Below are 16,458 nucleotides of genomic sequence, written 5' to 3'. Positions count from 1 at the left end.
TGGTTCAAGAAGGCGGAAAATTCCTTATCTATGTTATACTTACATTGTATGGATTTGTGATGAAAAGTGGGGGATGCCACATGTCGTTTATGGAGCAATTTACGAGTTTAATGCCAGTAAACGTTATTGTAAACATTTTAGATGTTTTATTCGTTTGGTTTGTCATATATAAAATAATAACCCTTGTAAAAGGAACGAAAGCGGTCCAATTATTAAAAGGGATTTTTGTCATTGTTGTAGCTCGAGTTGTTACGGACTTTATAGGTTTGGATACACTTGGATGGATGCTAGAACAAGTCATTAATTTTGGATTTTTAGCGATTATTATTATTTTTCAACCAGAAATTAGAAGAGCATTAGAACAAATAGGTAGAGGGGCACTGTTTTCGAGAAGTTCGATGCAAGAAGAGGAGGAGCAGAGCCGTTTAATAGGGGCTATGACCAAATCTGTGAGCTATATGGCAAAACGCCGTATTGGAGCACTAATATCCATTGAACGGGAAACTGGCTTAACAGATTATATTGAAACAGGAATACCTTTAAATGCGAATATCTCATCCGAATTAATGATTAATATTTTCATTCCAAATACACCATTACACGATGGTGCTGTAATCGTTCAAAAAAATAAAGTGGCTTCCGCGGGGTGTTATTTACCTTTGTCCGAAAGTCCTTTCATCTCTAAAGAGCTTGGAACGAGACATCGTGCAGCAATTGGGCTAAGTGAAGTAACTGATGCCATTACAATAGTTGTATCGGAAGAAACAGGAGCAGTAAGCTTAACGTCGAACGGAGATCTCCATAGAAATCTATCCATGGAAGAATTTGAAGCACACTTGCAACGTCTTTGGTTTGGACCAACCGAGGAACAAGTAACTTCTTCTAAATGGCTGTGGAGGGGGAAACAGAATGGATAAAATGATGGATAATCCATGGTTCTTACGAATAATTGCGTTAGTTTTAGCTATCATGTTATTTGTCTCAGTGAAATCCGATATCGAAAATACGAATATGAATGCTAGTGGAAAGTCAGTGGATGAGCTCCGAGATGTTCCGGTTGAAGTATATTATGATGATGACAGTTTAGTTGTATCAGGCGTGCCAAAAACTGTTTCGGTAAATATAGAGGGACCAAGTACACTTGTACTATCTGCAAAAGTGATGAAGGACTACAAAGTATTTGTAGACTTAAGAAAGTTAGCAATCGGGGAGCATAGAGTAGCCATTTCAACTGAAAATTTTTCAGATAAATTAAAAGTTCGTACAAATCCTGTTTATGTAAACGTGGTTATTGAAGAACGAATATCACAAGAATTCCGTGTAGACCCAGATATGAATGAAAGTCTGTTGGCAGAAAATCACATTGTGAAGTCCTACGAGGTTGAACCTAAAGTAGTTACTATTACTGGTGCAAAAAGTGTGATAAATAGTATAGGCTATGTAAAAGCAACAATTGAAGGAGAACAAGGGATTAATAAATCCTTTGAACAAGAAGCACGTGTGCGCGTTTTAGACAAAGATTTGAACAAATTAGATGTTTCAATCGAGCCTAAAACAGTACAAGTAAGAGTGAAAGTGGAAGAATACAGTAAAGAAGTACCTATATCGTTAATGGAAAAAGGTACACCAAAACAAGGCGTCACGATAAATAAATTATCCACGAATGTCCAAAATATAAGATTATATGGTCCACGGGCATTATTAGACAAAATAGAGAAGTTCATTGTAGATGTAGATGTAAGTAAAATAGAAGATGCTGGCGATTTTGAAGTGAAACTAACGATCCCAGATGGTGTGACGAAAATGTCTCTAGACAAGATTAAAATTGTCGGTGACGTGACGCCTGCTCCAATAACGGAACCGCCAGTAGATGAAGATACTATTTCGGATGTGAGTGAAAAGTCTTTTGATCGTGTGGCAGTGGAAGTGCGAGGACTTCCGGATCAATTAGAAAGTACCTTTCAAACACCTACAGACGGAATAATTTCCGTGACAGCCAAAGGGACTCCTGAAGCATTAGATAAAATAACTAGCAGTAATATTGCGCTATATGTAGAGGCTCAAAATGCAGAAATAGGGGAAAATTCGTTACCGATAAAAATGGATGCCCCTTCAAACGTTGTATGGGAAATGTCTGCGTCTGAGGTAAAATTAACAATAAAAGAAGTTTAATACGCAGGACAACAGGTTTTTAAGGAGAGAAGATTAAATGGGAAAATACTTTGGAACAGATGGTGTAAGAGGAGTAGCAAACACAGAACTAACACCGGAACTTGCTTTTAAGTTAGGTCGAGTTGGCGGCTACATTTTAACGAAGGGTGCAGAGAATCGCGCAAAAGTTTTAATAGGTCGTGATACTCGTGTATCTGGTCATATGTTAGAAGGAGCGCTCGTTGCAGGACTTCTTTCCGTAGGAGTAGAAGTAATGCGCCTAGGTGTAATTAGTACGCCAGGTGTTGCTTATTTAACAAGAGTGATGAGTGCTGATGCTGGCGTTATGATTTCAGCTTCTCATAATCCCGTGGCAGATAACGGTATCAAATTCTTTGGTTCCGATGGCTTTAAACTTTCGGATAAACAAGAAGAAGAAATTGAACTTTTAATAGATGCTGAAGTTGATGAGCTTCCACGTCCAACAGGAGCAGGTGTAGGGTCTGTATCCGATTATTTTGAAGGTGGACAAAAATATATTCAATACTTGAAACAAACATTAGATGAAGAGTTCGTAGGAATTCATGTTGCCTTAGATTGTGCGAACGGTGCAACATCTTCCTTAGCAACACATGTTTTTGCTGATTTAGATGCTGATTTATCTACAATGGGAGCATCTCCGAATGGATTGAATATTAATGATGGCGTTGGTTCAACACATCCAGAAGAGTTAGCAAAATTTGTTTTAGATAAAGGTGCCCATGTAGGACTTGCTTTTGATGGCGATGGGGATCGACTAATTGCTGTAGATGAAAAAGGTAATATCGTAGATGGTGATCAAATTATGTATATTTGTGCCAAATATTTAAACGCTCAAGGCAGATTAAATAATAGCACGGTAGTATCTACAGTCATGAGTAATATGGGTTTCTATAAAGCATTAGAGACACATGAAATGACAAGTGTAAAAACAGCAGTCGGAGATCGTTATGTAGTAGAAGAAATGAAAAAGAATGGCTACAATCTAGGTGGAGAACAGTCGGGACATATCGTATTCTTAGACTACAATACAACCGGAGACGGCTTATTGACTGGCTTACAGCTCGTGAATATTATGAAAATATCAGGGAAAAAACTTTCGGATCTAGCTTCCGAAATGACCATTTATCCTCAAAAACTAATAAATGTGCGTGTAACTGATAAGCACGCAGTAACGCAAAATGAAAAAGTAGCCGCAATTATAAGTGAAGTAGAAGCAGAAATGGCAGGCAACGGTCGTGTTCTTGTAAGACCATCTGGCACAGAGCCGCTTGTACGTGTCATGGTAGAAGCAGCAACCGAAGAAGAATGTGAAAACTATGTAAACCGAATCGTCGAAGTGGTAATAGCAGAGATGGGTTTAGCTGAATAAAGAATTGATAAAAATCCAGCCTTGTGCTGGATTTTTTGTTTTAGAAAATGAGAAAGCATGGGAATGTTGAAAACAAGAAGCAATTATAAGTCGTTTGCTGATTTTCTTAATAAGGCAAATTCATTGTGCTTCATACAAAGATTGTATACGATAAATCATATATTTCAGTAGAAGAGGTGTAGTAAAGTGAAAGCACTTATTTTTGAAACGTTTGGTGGACCAGAAGTACTTCAATATAAAGATATTGCTAAACCAATCATCAAGGAAAATGAAGTATTGGTTAGGACGAAGGCAATTGGATTAAATTTTGCTGATATTTACAGAAGAAAAGGGAACTATCATTTAGCCGGTAATCCGCCTTTTATTTTGGGATATGAGGGCTCAGGTATAGTTGAGCAAGTAGGAGTTGACGCAACGGATTGGAAGGTAGGAGATCGTATTGCGTTTGCGGATGTTCCATTTGCAAATGCTGAATTAGTCGCAGTTCCGATGGAAAAGGCAATTCCTTTACCAAATGATTTATCATTTGAAATTGCAGCATCTGTTTTATTACAAGGGTTAACAGCGCAATACTTAACTAGCGATAGCTACAAAGTGAGCGCTGGAGATACGATACTCGTCCATGCTGCAGCTGGCGGTGTTGGACAAAATCTTATTCAAATCGGAAAACTGCTTGGTGCGAAAGTGATTGGACTAACATCTTCATTGGAAAAGTCTGAAGCAGCTTATTCAGTTGGAGCAGATCATGTTTTTCTATACACGGATAATTGGATAAATGAAGTGAAGAAAGTAACTAGCGGTGTTGGAGTAGATGCTGTTTATGAGTCTGTAGGTTCTACATTAGCAGACAGTTTTGACGTGACAAGAATAGGTGGTACCGTAGTGTTTTATGGAATGTCTGGTGGGGATCCGGCACTTGTTGATCCACGTATGCTAATGGACACGTCTAAAACCTTAACAGGTGGAGACCTTTGGAATGTACTAACTTCTTTAGAAGAAAGAAAAAAACGATCCAAACAATTATTTGATTGGATTTTAGAAGGGGAAATAAAGCTGAAAGAGCCTACTACTTTTTCGTTACAGGATGGAGCAGAGGCGCATCGTCTGTTGGAAAGTAGAAAAAGCGTTGGGAAAATCCTTTTGATTCCTTAACTGTTATTAAGCTTCTTATTACTGCGAAGACATTAAAAGTTCGAGACGCAACAGGATATAAGTAAGCAAAGGTCGATTTAAAAAATGTCGGAGCTACTTATTATGACGAAGAAGTATTTGTAATGGAAATCAACTTGTAACAAGTTAACACTTGGTGATTTACCTATATTCAACAGGGAAATCGTGAAATTGTTAGATAAAAAATAGAAAATGACAATACCTTAGATCAATTGGTATAATTTTTGACAATTAGATAATTGGATACCATTTATTACGTCAGTCAGTGTGAGAAGCTTCGAAAAAATATTCTCTAGTACTTTTCGTATAGCAAAATAATTAAGTCGTATAGTTAATCTTATATCAAATTATACCGATATTTAACTAATTGAAAAAAATAAACCTAAATTGTCTACATCCTGTCTCGTAAGTTGTATTTTTACTTCCCATAGTTAATGTAGTTTCGTATAATATCTATACATGGGAGAAAGTGGGGATTATATGAGTTTGGATACTACCGATAAACGTATTTTGGAATTGTTAATAGAAAATGGTCGTTTGTCTTATGTTGATATTGGTAAAGAACTAAACTTATCAAGGGTTGCAGTTAGAGAACGAGTACATCAGTTGCAAAATGAAGGTATAATTGAAAGATTCACGGTTGTGATTAATTCAGAAAAAGTAGGTAAAAACGTTTCGGGGTTCTTTGAAGTAGATTGTGAGCCTTCTTCACTTGTAGAGGTTGCTCAAAACCTGGCGGACAATCCAAATGTAGCTAGTTGTTATCAAATGACGGGACCTTCAACTTTACATATGCATGTATTGGTAGATGATTTTCTAAATCTCGAAAAATTTATAAATGAAGAGTTATATGCATTAGAAGGTATTACACGAGTTGAGAGCCATATTTTACTTAGAAGATTTAAAAGTCGTAGTGGTTTGAAATTATAAATTTCATGAATGAAGGCATTCCTATGGGGAATGTCTTTTTTTATTTTCATTATCGAAATGATTGAAAGTGTTTGCGGAAAGATGTTTCTAAATAGAAACAAAAAGCCTGATAAATGATTATATAAAATACAAAACGTAATTAAATTAAATTTTATTTATTCATAAAGTATAAAAAAAACAAAATAATTATATTTATTTGAATATTCCTATAGATTTTTATTTTTTCTTGTATTATAATCACAATTAACAAATAATAAACATTTGTTAATTGAAATATAAAATTTGATTAACATTCGTAAGGGTAGGGTGGGTGTATGATTGCTTTAATTGTACGGAGAGGAATACAACTTTTATTTTTGCTGTTAGGTATTTCATTTTTGGTGTTTTCATCCATGTACATTGCACCAGGTGATCCTGCAACTATGGTAGGTGGGCCAACAGCTACGGAAACAGATTTAGAAGCAATCCGTGATAACTTAGGTTTGAATGATCCGTTTCTTGTGCAATATGGCCGATATTTAAAACATGCGGTGCAGGGTGACTTCGGATATTCATATCAATCAAAACAATCAGTTTCAGAAGCAATTGCTATACGTTTTCCTAATACGCTTAAGCTTGCAATAGCTAGTATGGTAGTAGCCATCATAATTGGAATTATTGCTGGATTAATATCAGCTTTAAAACATAATTCCTGGCTTGATGTAACTTCTACTACTTTTGCACTCGCTGGAATATCAATTCCAAACTTTTGGTTAGGTGCCTTACTGATATTAGTATTTGCAGTTAATTTACAGTGGGTTCCGGTTGGAGGACTCTCAGCACCTTTTTATACAACTGAAGGATTTAAACAGATGATTCTCCCGGCAATTACTTTGGGTACAAGTTCTGCAGCCATGATTGCAAGAATGACAAGGTCCTCCATTCTTGAAGTTGTTAAAGCGGATTATGTAAGGACCGCTCGTGCAAAAGGAGTCAGGGAGCGTAAAGTTATTTGGGTACATACTTTAAAAAATGCAATGATACCAGTAATAACCGTTATCGGAGTTAATTTTGGTGCTTTACTAGGTGGAACAATCATTACTGAAAAAGTTTTTGCTATTAATGGCGTTGGCCGACTAATGGTAGATGCTATAGCAATGAGAGATTTTCCAATGGTACAAGCTTCGGTATTATTAGTAGCTACGTTGTTCGTAGTCGTAAATCTAGTTGTGGATATTGTATACACGTTTATTGATCCAAGAATTACTTATGACTGATGAAAGGAGGTTTCCCATGACAAATGCGGTATTAACAACAGAAGTAAAAACATCCGTGAGTAAGAAAAGAGAAAAGGTATATATCACTACGATAAAGAGACTATTAAAAAATAAATTGTCTGTAATAGGCATTGTAATTATCTTTGGCTTGGTATTTATGGCATTGTTTGCTCCTTTATTAGCTACATATGACCCAGTAAAACAGAATCTAGTAGCCAGTGAACTACCTATGTTTTCAGATGGTCATTGGTTAGGAACTGATAATTATGGCAGAGATGTATGGTCACGTATTGTATATGGTTCCAGAATCTCATTAATCGTAGGATTTACAGCAGTTGGTTTAGGATTACTTGGTGGAATTATCCTTGGTTTACTTGGTGGTTATTATAAAAAACTAGATGGAATTATTATGAGGATTGTAGATTTATTATTCTCATTCCCAGGAATTCTATTGGCTATGCTAATTATTGCGATTCTAGGGACAAGCCTTGTGAACGTGGTGATTGCGATAAGTGTATGGTCAATACCGAGTTGTGCTCGTATTGTTCGGGGTTCAGTTCTCTCCATTAAACAAAAGGAGTACATCATGGCTTTAAGGTCTTTAGGGGCTTCTGACTTTAGAATTATGGTACGTCACATATTGCCAAATGCTTTTGCACCAATAATTGTGTTTGCAACAATGCGAATGGGTACAGCAATACTTTCTACTGCCTCATTGAGTTATTTAGGTTTAGGTGCCCAACCTCCTTCGCCGGAATGGGGTGCAATGATTTCTCAAGGTCAAAATTATATGTGGACATCTCCACATTTAACAATTGTTCCAGGGATAGCGATTATGATAACTGTTTTTGCTTTTAATGTTGTAGGAGATGGATTAAGAGATGCGTTAGATCCAAATATGGATATCCAATAAAACTTATAATAGGGGGAAAAGAAATGAAAAAGAATTTGTTATTAGTTGTTTTATTTATCGTGTCAATCGTATTAGCTGCATGTTCAAGTAATGAATCTGCATCTGCACCAAAAAAAACGGGGGATTCCACTAGTGAAACTCCAGTAAATAATAAAACTTTTACTTATGCTTCCACTTCGGATGCAGTAGGATTATCTCCTATTTTAATGAATGACTCACCATCAGCTAATATCACTGAACAAGTGTATGAACAATTATTTCAACGAAATGTAGAAACGATGGAATTTGAACCTAAATTAGCGGAGTCATATGAAACACCAGATGAAAACACTTGGGTAATTAAATTAAAAGAAGGAATCAAGTTCCACGATGGAACGCCTTTTAATGCGGAGGCTGTGAAATATACTTTTGATAAATTGCGCGATCCTGCAACAGCTGCACCTCGTGCATCATTACTAGAACCGGTAGACACAATTAATGTTTTAGATGAGTATACAGTGGAAATCAAAACTAAATATCCTTATGGTGCATTTTTAGCATCTCTTTCACATACGAATGCTGCCATCGTTAGTCCTACAGCAGATCAAAAACAAGACTTAATGAAAGAACCAGTAGGTACAGGTCCATTTAAATTTGTAAGTTGGACGCCAGGGGATCAAATTGTACTAGAAGCAAATGAAGAGTATTGGGGTGGTGCACCTGAGTTAAAGAAAGTAGTTTATAAAGTAGTACCAGAAATATCAACTGCAATTTCCATGCTACAAACAGGAGAAGTTCAATTTATTGATAACTTACCAACAGAACAAATGAAACGTCTAGAATCACTGGATAATGTAGATATCGAGAAAATAGATGGTTCACCAGTTTACTACTTAGCATTTAATCATTTAAGAGAAATAAATAAAGACCCTGAATTCCGTGAAGCAGTAGCATCAGCAATGGATCGTGATGCATTTGTTTCTAAATTAAACGGACTAGGAGTTCGTAGTGATAGTGTTATTGGGCCGAAAGTTTTCGGATATGATTCATCAGAAGATAAAGCAGGTACTCCTTATGATTTAGAAAAAGCAAAATCGTTAGTGAAGAAAAATGGGTATGGAAATAAACCGATAAAATTATTAACTGCAAATCGCTCTAACTTTACTTTAATGGCTGAAATAGTCCAGGCTCAATTAACGGAAGCGGGATTCAATGTACAAATTGAATCAATGGAATGGGCTACATTCTTAGATACTGCTCGTGCAGGCGATTATGATCTTACTTTCTTAAGTTGGTCAAATGTAACAGGAGATGGATCTGAGTTGTTATATCCAAACTTCCATAGCGATAATGTAGGTTCTTCAAACCGTGCTCAATATAGCAATCCAGCATTTGATAAATTAGTTGTAGAATCTCGAACAGCAATCGATCAAGATGAACGAAAAACAATTTTGGACAAAGCGAACAAAATGATGATTGAAGATAATGCAGTAGTAGTAATGTATCATGGAATGGTTACAGCGGCACTAGATAAAGCTTATACAGGGCTAGAATTAGACCCTAATGGTAAGTGGTACTTAAAAAATATTACTGGAAAGTAGGTTAGATGATGCGGGAGACATTACTGGAAGTGAATCATTTAGTTACTGAATTTCGCACTGCGGATGGGGACGTCCAAGCAGTGCGAGATGTCTCCTTTTCTATTGCGAAAGGCGAGACGTTGTGTATCGTGGGTGAGTCTGGTTGTGGCAAAAGTATTACATCTTTATCGGTTATCGGTCTACTTCCGAGTAATGGAAGGATTGCGGCTGGGGAAATCAGATACGAAGGAAAGGAAATACACAACTTACCTTACGAAGAGATGAGAAAAATGCGTGGCACAAAAATCTCAATGATTTTCCAAGAGCCAATGACAGCGTTAAATCCAGTTTTGACAGTGGGATATCAGTTACGTGAGCCTCTAATGATTCATCATAAGTTAAGCAAAAGTAAAGCCACAAAACAAGGGATAGAATTATTGGTGCAAGTAGGTATTCCTTATCCGGAAAAACGTATGAATCAGTATCCACATGAACTCAGTGGTGGAATGAGACAACGTGTAATGATTGCAATAGCACTTGCCTGTAATCCTGGGCTATTAATAGCAGACGAACCAACAACAGCGCTGGATGTAACTATTCAAGCTCAAATCTTAGACCTGATAAATGAATTAAAAGATAATCTCAACATGGGCGTTATGTTAATTACACATGATATGGGTGTTGTTGCAGAGGTAGCAGATCGAGTAATGGTTATGTACGCCGGGAAAAAAGTAGAAGAGGGGTTAGTGGCAGACATATTTGATAACCCAAAGCACCCTTATACAATAGGGTTATTAAATTCAGTTCCTAACGTAGACGATCCTGATTTTGAATTAGAACCTATACCAGGGTCACTTCCTAGTCTTCAAGAAAAAATTAATGGATGTAGATTTCATCCTCGCTGCAAATTTGCTACAGATAAATGCCGTGAGATAGCTCCACCAGAATTTAGTACAGGCCATGGACATATTGTAAGTTGTTGGTTACATGGAGAGGGGGAAATTCAAGGTGGTAACTTTGTCGTCCAAAACTGATCGGAAAATCCTCTTAGAATTAAAAGGAGTAAAAAAGTACTTTCCGATTAAAGGTGGAGTATTAAAACGTGTACAAGGGCATGTGAAAGCAGTTGAAGAAGTCTCGCTTAAGCTATATGAAGGAGAAAGCTTAGGGGTAGTAGGAGAATCGGGCTGTGGAAAATCGACTTTAGGGCGCGCAATTCTAGGATTGGAAGATTTAACAGAAGGTAAAATCATTTTTCAAAATCAAGAAATACAAGATTTGAAAAGAAAAGAAAAATTGAAGTTTGTAAAAGAAATGCAGATGATTTTTCAGGATCCTTTTGCTTCGTTAGACCCTAGACAACGAATTGGCCATGCTTTAGAAGAAGTGTTTACAATGCATACGAATATGTCTCAAAAAGAAAAACGAGCCGCAGTTATAGATCTACTAAACGAAGTGGGATTGAAGGAAGAGCATTATGAACGCTATCCGCATGAATTTAGTGGTGGTCAAAGACAACGTATCGGTATTGCTAGAGCTATTGCATTAAATCCTTCATTCGTCATCTGCGATGAAGCGGTATCTGCATTAGACGTATCAGTCCAAGCGCAAGTTTTGAAATTACTAAAGCTATTACAAGAGAAGTATCAATTATCGTATTTATTTATATCGCATGATTTAGGTGTTGTTCGATATTTTTGTGATCGTGTTTTAGTTATGTATTTAGGGAATACGGTTGAGCTTGCTACTGTGGAGGATTTATTCGCTAATCCAATTCATCCGTATACCCAAGCATTATTGTCGGCAATTCCGCGTCCATCTGTTCATGCAAATAAAAATCGAATTAGATTACAAGGGGATTTACCAAACCCAGCAAATCCACCTTCAGGATGTCCGTTTCATACAAGATGTCCTATTGCTCAGGAAATATGTAGAAGTAAAAAACCTAGTTGGGAACAAGTGGCAGAAGGTCATTTTGCAGCGTGTCATTTTGCAGGAACAAACATTTAAAGTAGTATATGAAAAGAATACGAGGGGGAACATCATGGATTACTTACATCACCCGTTTGCAGCGAAACGGCATACCATATTCGCTAAAAAAGGAATGGTTGCAACATCGCAACCATTGGCAGCTCAAGCAGGGCTAGAAATCCTTCAAAAAGGAGGGAATGCTATTGACGCGGCAATTGCTACTGCAGCGGCGCTTACAGTAGTAGAACCTACGTCAAATGGAATAGGTGGAGATGCATTTGCTTTAGTTTGGACAAAAGACAAGCTTCATGGGTTAAATGCATCGGGACCAGCACCAAGGTCGATTTCTGCAAATAAAATTAAACAAAAAGGACACGAAAAGATGCCGGTATACGGTGTCATTCCGATAACTGTACCTGGAGTTCCAGCGGCATGGGCAGAGTTATCGGAAAAGTTTGGAAAACTACCACTTAAAGACGTTCTAATGCCCGCAATTCGATACGCGGAAGAAGGTTATCCTTTAACACCGATTCTCGGTAAGTACTGGAAAATGGCGTATAGAAAGTTTAAAGAGAACTGTACCTCGGAAGAATTTACATCTTGGTTCGAGACATTTGCACCTAATGGAAAGGCTCCAGAAATCGGAGAAATATGGTCTTCACCTGATCATGCGAAAACATTACGTGCAATTGGTGAAACGAATGCTCGTGATTTCTATGAAGGGGAAATTGCAAATAAAATAGATACTTTTATGAAACAGCATAACGGTTATTTATCAAAAGAAGATTTAGCGACCTATAAACCTGAATGGGTTGAGCCAGTTTCGACGAATTATCGTGGCTATGACGTGTGGGAAATACCACCAAATGGGCAAGGAATGATAGCACTCATGGCACTAAATGTGTTTAAGGAGCTCGCAAAACCGGAATGGCAAAGCGCGAATACAATTCACCAACAAATCGAAGCAATGAAATTAGCATTTACAGACGGAAAAGCTTTCATTACAGAGCTTGAAGAAATGCCAGTAAGCGTGGAGCGGTTACTTTCAGAAGAATACGCGAAAGAACGTGCAGCAACTATTGAAGAGGAAGCAAGCTATCCTAAACCATATGAATTACCTAAAGGTGGCACTGTTTATTTGGCTACGGCTGACGAAGAAGGAAACATGGTTTCTTACATCCAAAGTAATTATATGGGATTTGGCTCAGGTGTCGTTGTACCAGGTACAGGAATTGCATTGCAAAATCGTGGACATGATTTTTCACTAGATGAGTCTCATCCAAACTTTATCAAACCGGGTAAACGATCATATAATACGATTATTCCCGGATTCCTAACCAAAGATGGTCAAGCAGTTGGACCATTTGGCGTAATGGGCGGATATATGCAACCTCAAGGCCATTTCCAAATAGTTACGAACACGGTCGATTATTTAATAAACCCACAAGCGGCGCTTGATATGCCAAGATGGCAATGGATAAACGGGAAAACTGTGCATGTCGAACCCGAATTTCCAAACTATCTTGTACAAAGTTTAGTAAGGAAAGGTCATGACATTCATATTGCGCCAGATACCGGAAGTTTTGGACGTGGACAAATTATTTGGAGAAATGCGGAGACGGGTGTACTTCAAGGCGGAACTGAATCTCGAACGGATGGAGCTATAGCGGTTTGGTAAAAAGTATTGCAATGAAGAACAAATCCGGGCGTCCAGGTCATGTTCTTCATAGGGATATAAGTATAGCCTTTTTCCGTTCAGGGATTCTTGGATTCGGAGGGGGTCCATCTTCTATACCACTCGTTCATCAAGAGGTTGTAAAAAAATATGGCTGGATGAATGAAGATGAATTTGGAGACACTCTTGCTCTTGCAAATACGTTGCCTGGACCAATTAACACAAAAATGGCAGGGTATATCGGTTACCGAATAGCGGGTATATGGGGTTGTTTAAATGCAATTATTGTATCCGTAATTCCGACTGTATTAATGATGATTTTATTATTGGGATTAATACAAAAGTATAAGGATATTCCGAAAGTGCAAAATATGTCTATCGCCGTAATACCAGTAGTAGCGGTATTGCTTGGTCAATTAACGTGGGACTTTATAAAGAAATCAGGAGAATCTCTTGGTTGGTTGAAGGCATTATTGTTAATAGTTCTTTCAACTGTATTAATAGAAGTTCTACATATTCATCCTGCCATTGTAATTTTAGCGTGCATAGTTCTTGTGTTCGCCCCCTTACTTAAAAGGAGGAAGAAAATATGATCTATTGGCGTATATTTCTAGCCTTTTTTATTCCGAATATACTAGGCTATGGAGGAGGTCCAGCCTCCATACCATTAGTGGAACATGAAGTAGTTGGGAAATATGGCTGGATGACAACACAAGAATTCAGCGAAGTAGTAGCTATTGGAAACTCACTACCTGGACCAATTGCTACGAAAATGGCAGGTTATATTGGTTACACGGAGGGTGGTATATTAGGTTCCTTCATCGCAATGTTTGCCACTATAGCTCCCGCTTTAATATTAATGATCGGTATGATGGCCATCTTATTAAAGTATAAAGATTCTCCGGAAGTAAAAAACTTATCGAAGTTTATTCGACCGATTATAGCCGTTTTACTAGGCTTTATGACCATCCAGTTTGCGCAAGAATCAGTTATAGGATTGGGGATGTGGAGTTCAATCATACTAATAGCTGCAAGCTTGCTATTATTAGTTAAGTTCAAAGTTCATCCCGCATTTGTCATTTTATTAGCTTTAATATATGGTGCGATTACCGGTTAAACGAAGAGCCACGGATATGTGGCTCTTTTTGTGTAGCAAATTGTATTGTTATTGCATTTATAGTAGGAGTACTTAATTGACTATGGAATTTAATTTAAGTATGATAGAGATGCTGATTTTAAGTTGTCATACCTCTTGTATGAACTAACATTACAGCAAACGCGTAGAAATGGAGGGACAAGAAACGCGTAAAAACAGGAAAACAATTATAGCGCCAGAGCTGAAGAAATTGGACGGAAATGTATCTTCAGCAGACGAGGTGGAGGTTATCGAACTTTCGGCGGATGCCTCCCGACCGTATTTGCCCGGTTGTTATTCTTTTTCATAAACCATACGAGTGATTGTATGACAGAGGGGAAAAGAAGGCATTCTTAGCTTAATGAGCTACTGCGCTAAATGTGCAGGGAGCTTATTTTGACATGAATGTAAATGGAGGAAATAAGATTATGTGTGGAATTGTAGGATATATTGGAGAAGCAGATGTTAAAGAAATTTTGTTAAATGGTTTAGAAAAATTAGAGTACCGTGGATACGACTCTGCGGGGATTGCTGTGTTAAATAAAGAAGGCGTAGTCGTTTTCAAAGAAAAAGGACGTATAGCTGATTTACGTGACGTAGTAGATGAAGATGTAGATGCGAAGCTTGGAATTGGTCATACGCGTTGGGCAACTCATGGAGTTCCAAACCAACTAAACGCACATCCACATCAAAGTACAACAAAACGTTTTACGCTTGTGCATAATGGTGTTATTGAAAACTATCACCTAATGAAAAAAGCGTATTTACCTAATGTAGAAATGGCATCTGACACGGATACAGAAGTAATTGTTCAGCTTATTGAGAAATTCTCACAAGACGGTCTTTCTACAGTAGATGCTCTTAGAAAAACATTACATCTCATTCACGGATCGTATGCACTTGCTCTACTAGACAAAGAAGATAAAAATACGATTTATGTAGCGAAAAATAAATCACCACTATTAGTAGGAATTGGTGATGGATTTAATGTTGTAGCTTCAGACGCTATGGCGATGCTACAAGTTACGGAGCAGTATGTAGAGCTTCATGACCAAGAAATCGTAATCGTTCAAAAAGATTCTGTTGAAATTCAAAAACTAGATGGAACAAAAGTAAAACGTGCTTCATACAAAGCGGAACTTGATATGAGTGATATTGAAAAAGGAACATATCCTCACTATATGCTTAAAGAAATGGATGAACAACCTGCTGTAATCCGTAAAATAATTCAAGCATACCAAAATGAACAAGGTGAGCTTACAATTGATCAAGCTATTTTAGATGCACTTCATGATGCAGACCGTTTATATATTATTGCAGCAGGAACAAGCTATCATGGTGGATTGATCGGTAAAGAATACTTCGAAAAAATTGCTGGTATTCCAGTAGAAGTGCATATTTCTAGTGAATTTGGCTACAACATGCCACTTCTATCAGAGAAACCATTATTTATGTTCCTAACACAATCAGGTGAAACTGCAGATAGCAGACAAGTACTTGTGAAAATAAAAGAAAAAGGTTACCCAACGATTACAATGACAAACGTACCAGGGTCAACACTTTCTCGAGAAGCAGATCATACATTATTACTTCATGCTGGTCCTGAAATTGCAGTTGCATCTACAAAAGCTTATGTTGCTCAAGTTGCAGTATTAATGGTATCAGCTTCTGTATACGCACAGTCTCAAGGGAAAACACTAGCCTTTGATGTAGTCAAAGAACTAGGGATTGCAGCAAATGCGGTGCAAGCAATCGTGGATTCCAAAGAAGAAATGGAACAAATCGCAACAGAATTTTTAGCAACAACTAGAAATGCATTCTTCATCGGACGCAACATCGACTTCTACGTAAGTCTAGAAGGTGCTCTAAAACTAAAAGAAATTTCATATATTCAAGCAGAAGGCTTTGCAGGCGGAGAACTAAAACACGGTACAATCGCTCTAATCGAAGACGGTACACCGATTTTCGCTCTTGCCACTCAACAAGCAGTGAGCCTGAACATTCGTGGAAACGTAAAAGAAGTAGTAGCACGTGGCGCAAACCCATGCATCATTGCTATGGAAGGTCATGAAGAAGAAGGCGATCGCTTCGTACTTCCAAAAGTACACGAGCTATTCGCTCCGCTAGTAGCAGTAATTCCATTACAACTAATCAGCTATTACGCAGCATTGCATAGAGGCTGTGACGTGGATAAACCAAGAAACTTGGCGAAGTCGGTAACAGTGGAATAAAAAATGTTAAATTTGCGATAAATGTGTTGAATGACAACAAAGTCGGGTACTGGACA

The 16,458-nt window shown here is 37.6% G+C and carries 14 protein-coding genes; all 14 read left to right on the top strand.

Annotated features, from left to right (window positions below; genetic code table 11):
- Nucleotides 1-80: 80 nt before the first annotated feature.
- Nucleotides 81-917 carry a diadenylate cyclase CdaA gene (gene cdaA, locus ACEPXD_RS18635; RefSeq protein WP_391118387.1) on the top strand — a complete coding sequence of 279 codons (837 nt, stop codon included), beginning with the start codon at nt 81-83 and terminating at the stop codon, nt 915-917.
- Nucleotides 910-2,172, top strand: a complete 1,263-nt coding sequence (locus ACEPXD_RS18630) for a YbbR-like domain-containing protein (RefSeq protein WP_391118385.1) — start codon at nt 910-912, stop codon at nt 2,170-2,172. The genes cdaA and ACEPXD_RS18630 overlap by 8 nt, the downstream gene beginning before the upstream one ends.
- A 37-nt stretch (nt 2,173-2,209) precedes the next feature.
- Nucleotides 2,210-3,562, top strand: coding sequence for a phosphoglucosamine mutase (gene glmM, locus ACEPXD_RS18625; RefSeq protein ID WP_391118383.1), 1,353 nt, complete (start codon nt 2,210-2,212; stop codon nt 3,560-3,562).
- Nucleotides 3,563-3,748: 186 nt separating this feature from the next.
- A complete protein-coding gene (locus ACEPXD_RS18620; RefSeq protein WP_391118381.1) occupies nt 3,749-4,714 on the top strand; it encodes a quinone oxidoreductase family protein in 966 nt (321 codons plus the stop codon).
- A gap of 498 nt (nt 4,715-5,212) precedes the next feature.
- Entirely contained in the window at nt 5,213-5,662 is a 450-nt protein-coding gene (locus ACEPXD_RS18615) for an Lrp/AsnC family transcriptional regulator (RefSeq protein WP_391118380.1), read from the top strand.
- A 314-nt stretch (nt 5,663-5,976) separates the two neighbouring features.
- Nucleotides 5,977-6,918: a nickel ABC transporter permease gene (nikB, locus tag ACEPXD_RS18610; protein WP_391118378.1), complete on the top strand. Its 942-nt coding sequence runs from the start codon at nt 5,977-5,979 to the stop codon at nt 6,916-6,918.
- A gap of 16 nt (nt 6,919-6,934) precedes the next feature.
- A complete protein-coding gene (locus ACEPXD_RS18605; RefSeq protein ID WP_391118376.1) occupies nt 6,935-7,831 on the top strand; it encodes an ABC transporter permease in 897 nt (298 codons plus the stop codon).
- A gap of 23 nt (nt 7,832-7,854) precedes the next feature.
- Nucleotides 7,855-9,411: an ABC transporter substrate-binding protein gene (locus tag ACEPXD_RS18600; protein ID WP_391118374.1), complete on the top strand. Its 1,557-nt coding sequence runs from the start codon at nt 7,855-7,857 to the stop codon at nt 9,409-9,411.
- A gap of 8 nt (nt 9,412-9,419) precedes the next feature.
- The gene (locus ACEPXD_RS18595) at nt 9,420-10,424 is read left to right on the top strand and encodes an ABC transporter ATP-binding protein (protein WP_391123384.1); all 1,005 of its coding nucleotides are present in this window, start codon (nt 9,420-9,422) and stop codon (nt 10,422-10,424) included.
- Nucleotides 10,399-11,400 (top strand): ABC transporter ATP-binding protein, encoded by a 1,002-nt coding sequence (locus tag ACEPXD_RS18590; RefSeq protein ID WP_391118372.1) that lies wholly within the window; start codon nt 10,399-10,401, stop codon nt 11,398-11,400. The genes ACEPXD_RS18595 and ACEPXD_RS18590 overlap by 26 nt, the downstream gene beginning before the upstream one ends.
- Before the next feature lie 34 nt (nt 11,401-11,434).
- Nucleotides 11,435-13,039 carry a gamma-glutamyltransferase family protein gene (locus tag ACEPXD_RS18585; RefSeq protein ID WP_391118370.1) on the top strand — a complete coding sequence of 535 codons (1,605 nt, stop codon included), beginning with the start codon at nt 11,435-11,437 and terminating at the stop codon, nt 13,037-13,039.
- Nucleotides 13,040-13,050: 11 nt separating this feature from the next.
- Nucleotides 13,051-13,629: a chromate transporter gene (locus ACEPXD_RS18580; protein ID WP_391123381.1), complete on the top strand. Its 579-nt coding sequence runs from the start codon at nt 13,051-13,053 to the stop codon at nt 13,627-13,629.
- Complete coding sequence (locus tag ACEPXD_RS18575) at nt 13,626-14,153, top strand: chromate transporter (RefSeq protein ID WP_391118367.1); 528 nt, start codon at nt 13,626-13,628, stop codon at nt 14,151-14,153. The genes ACEPXD_RS18580 and ACEPXD_RS18575 overlap by 4 nt, the downstream gene beginning before the upstream one ends.
- A 446-nt stretch (nt 14,154-14,599) precedes the next feature.
- A complete protein-coding gene (gene glmS / locus ACEPXD_RS18570; RefSeq protein ID WP_391123378.1) occupies nt 14,600-16,402 on the top strand; it encodes a glutamine--fructose-6-phosphate transaminase (isomerizing) in 1,803 nt (600 codons plus the stop codon).
- Nucleotides 16,403-16,458: the final 56 nt, after the last annotated feature.

Source organism: Psychrobacillus sp. L3 (assembly GCF_042945595.1).
Lineage (GTDB): Bacteria > Bacillota > Bacilli > Bacillales_A > Planococcaceae > Psychrobacillus.
The sequence above is the reverse complement of the archived record's forward strand: the minus strand, read 5'-3'. Positions and strand labels throughout refer to the sequence as shown.

Bases quoted from the DNA above. Each gene is read 5' to 3' on its own strand.
- cdaA (WP_391118387.1), top strand. From the start codon at position 81: ATGTCGTTTATGGAGCAATTTACGAGTTTAATGCCAGTAAACGTTATT.
- ACEPXD_RS18630 (WP_391118385.1), top strand. From the start codon at position 910: ATGGATAAAATGATGGATAATCCATGGTTCTTACGAATAATTGCGTTA.
- glmM (WP_391118383.1), top strand. From the start codon at position 2,210: ATGGGAAAATACTTTGGAACAGATGGTGTAAGAGGAGTAGCAAACACA.
- ACEPXD_RS18615 (WP_391118380.1), top strand. From the start codon at position 5,213: ATGAGTTTGGATACTACCGATAAACGTATTTTGGAATTGTTAATAGAA.
- nikB (WP_391118378.1), top strand. From the start codon at position 5,977: ATGATTGCTTTAATTGTACGGAGAGGAATACAACTTTTATTTTTGCTG.
- ACEPXD_RS18605 (WP_391118376.1), top strand. From the start codon at position 6,935: ATGACAAATGCGGTATTAACAACAGAAGTAAAAACATCCGTGAGTAAG.
- ACEPXD_RS18600 (WP_391118374.1), top strand. From the start codon at position 7,855: ATGAAAAAGAATTTGTTATTAGTTGTTTTATTTATCGTGTCAATCGTA.
- ACEPXD_RS18595 (WP_391123384.1), top strand. From the start codon at position 9,420: ATGCGGGAGACATTACTGGAAGTGAATCATTTAGTTACTGAATTTCGC.
- ACEPXD_RS18585 (WP_391118370.1), top strand. From the start codon at position 11,435: ATGGATTACTTACATCACCCGTTTGCAGCGAAACGGCATACCATATTC.
- ACEPXD_RS18580 (WP_391123381.1), top strand. From the start codon at position 13,051: ATGAAGAACAAATCCGGGCGTCCAGGTCATGTTCTTCATAGGGATATA.
- ACEPXD_RS18575 (WP_391118367.1), top strand. From the start codon at position 13,626: ATGATCTATTGGCGTATATTTCTAGCCTTTTTTATTCCGAATATACTA.
- glmS (WP_391123378.1), top strand. From the start codon at position 14,600: ATGTGTGGAATTGTAGGATATATTGGAGAAGCAGATGTTAAAGAAATT.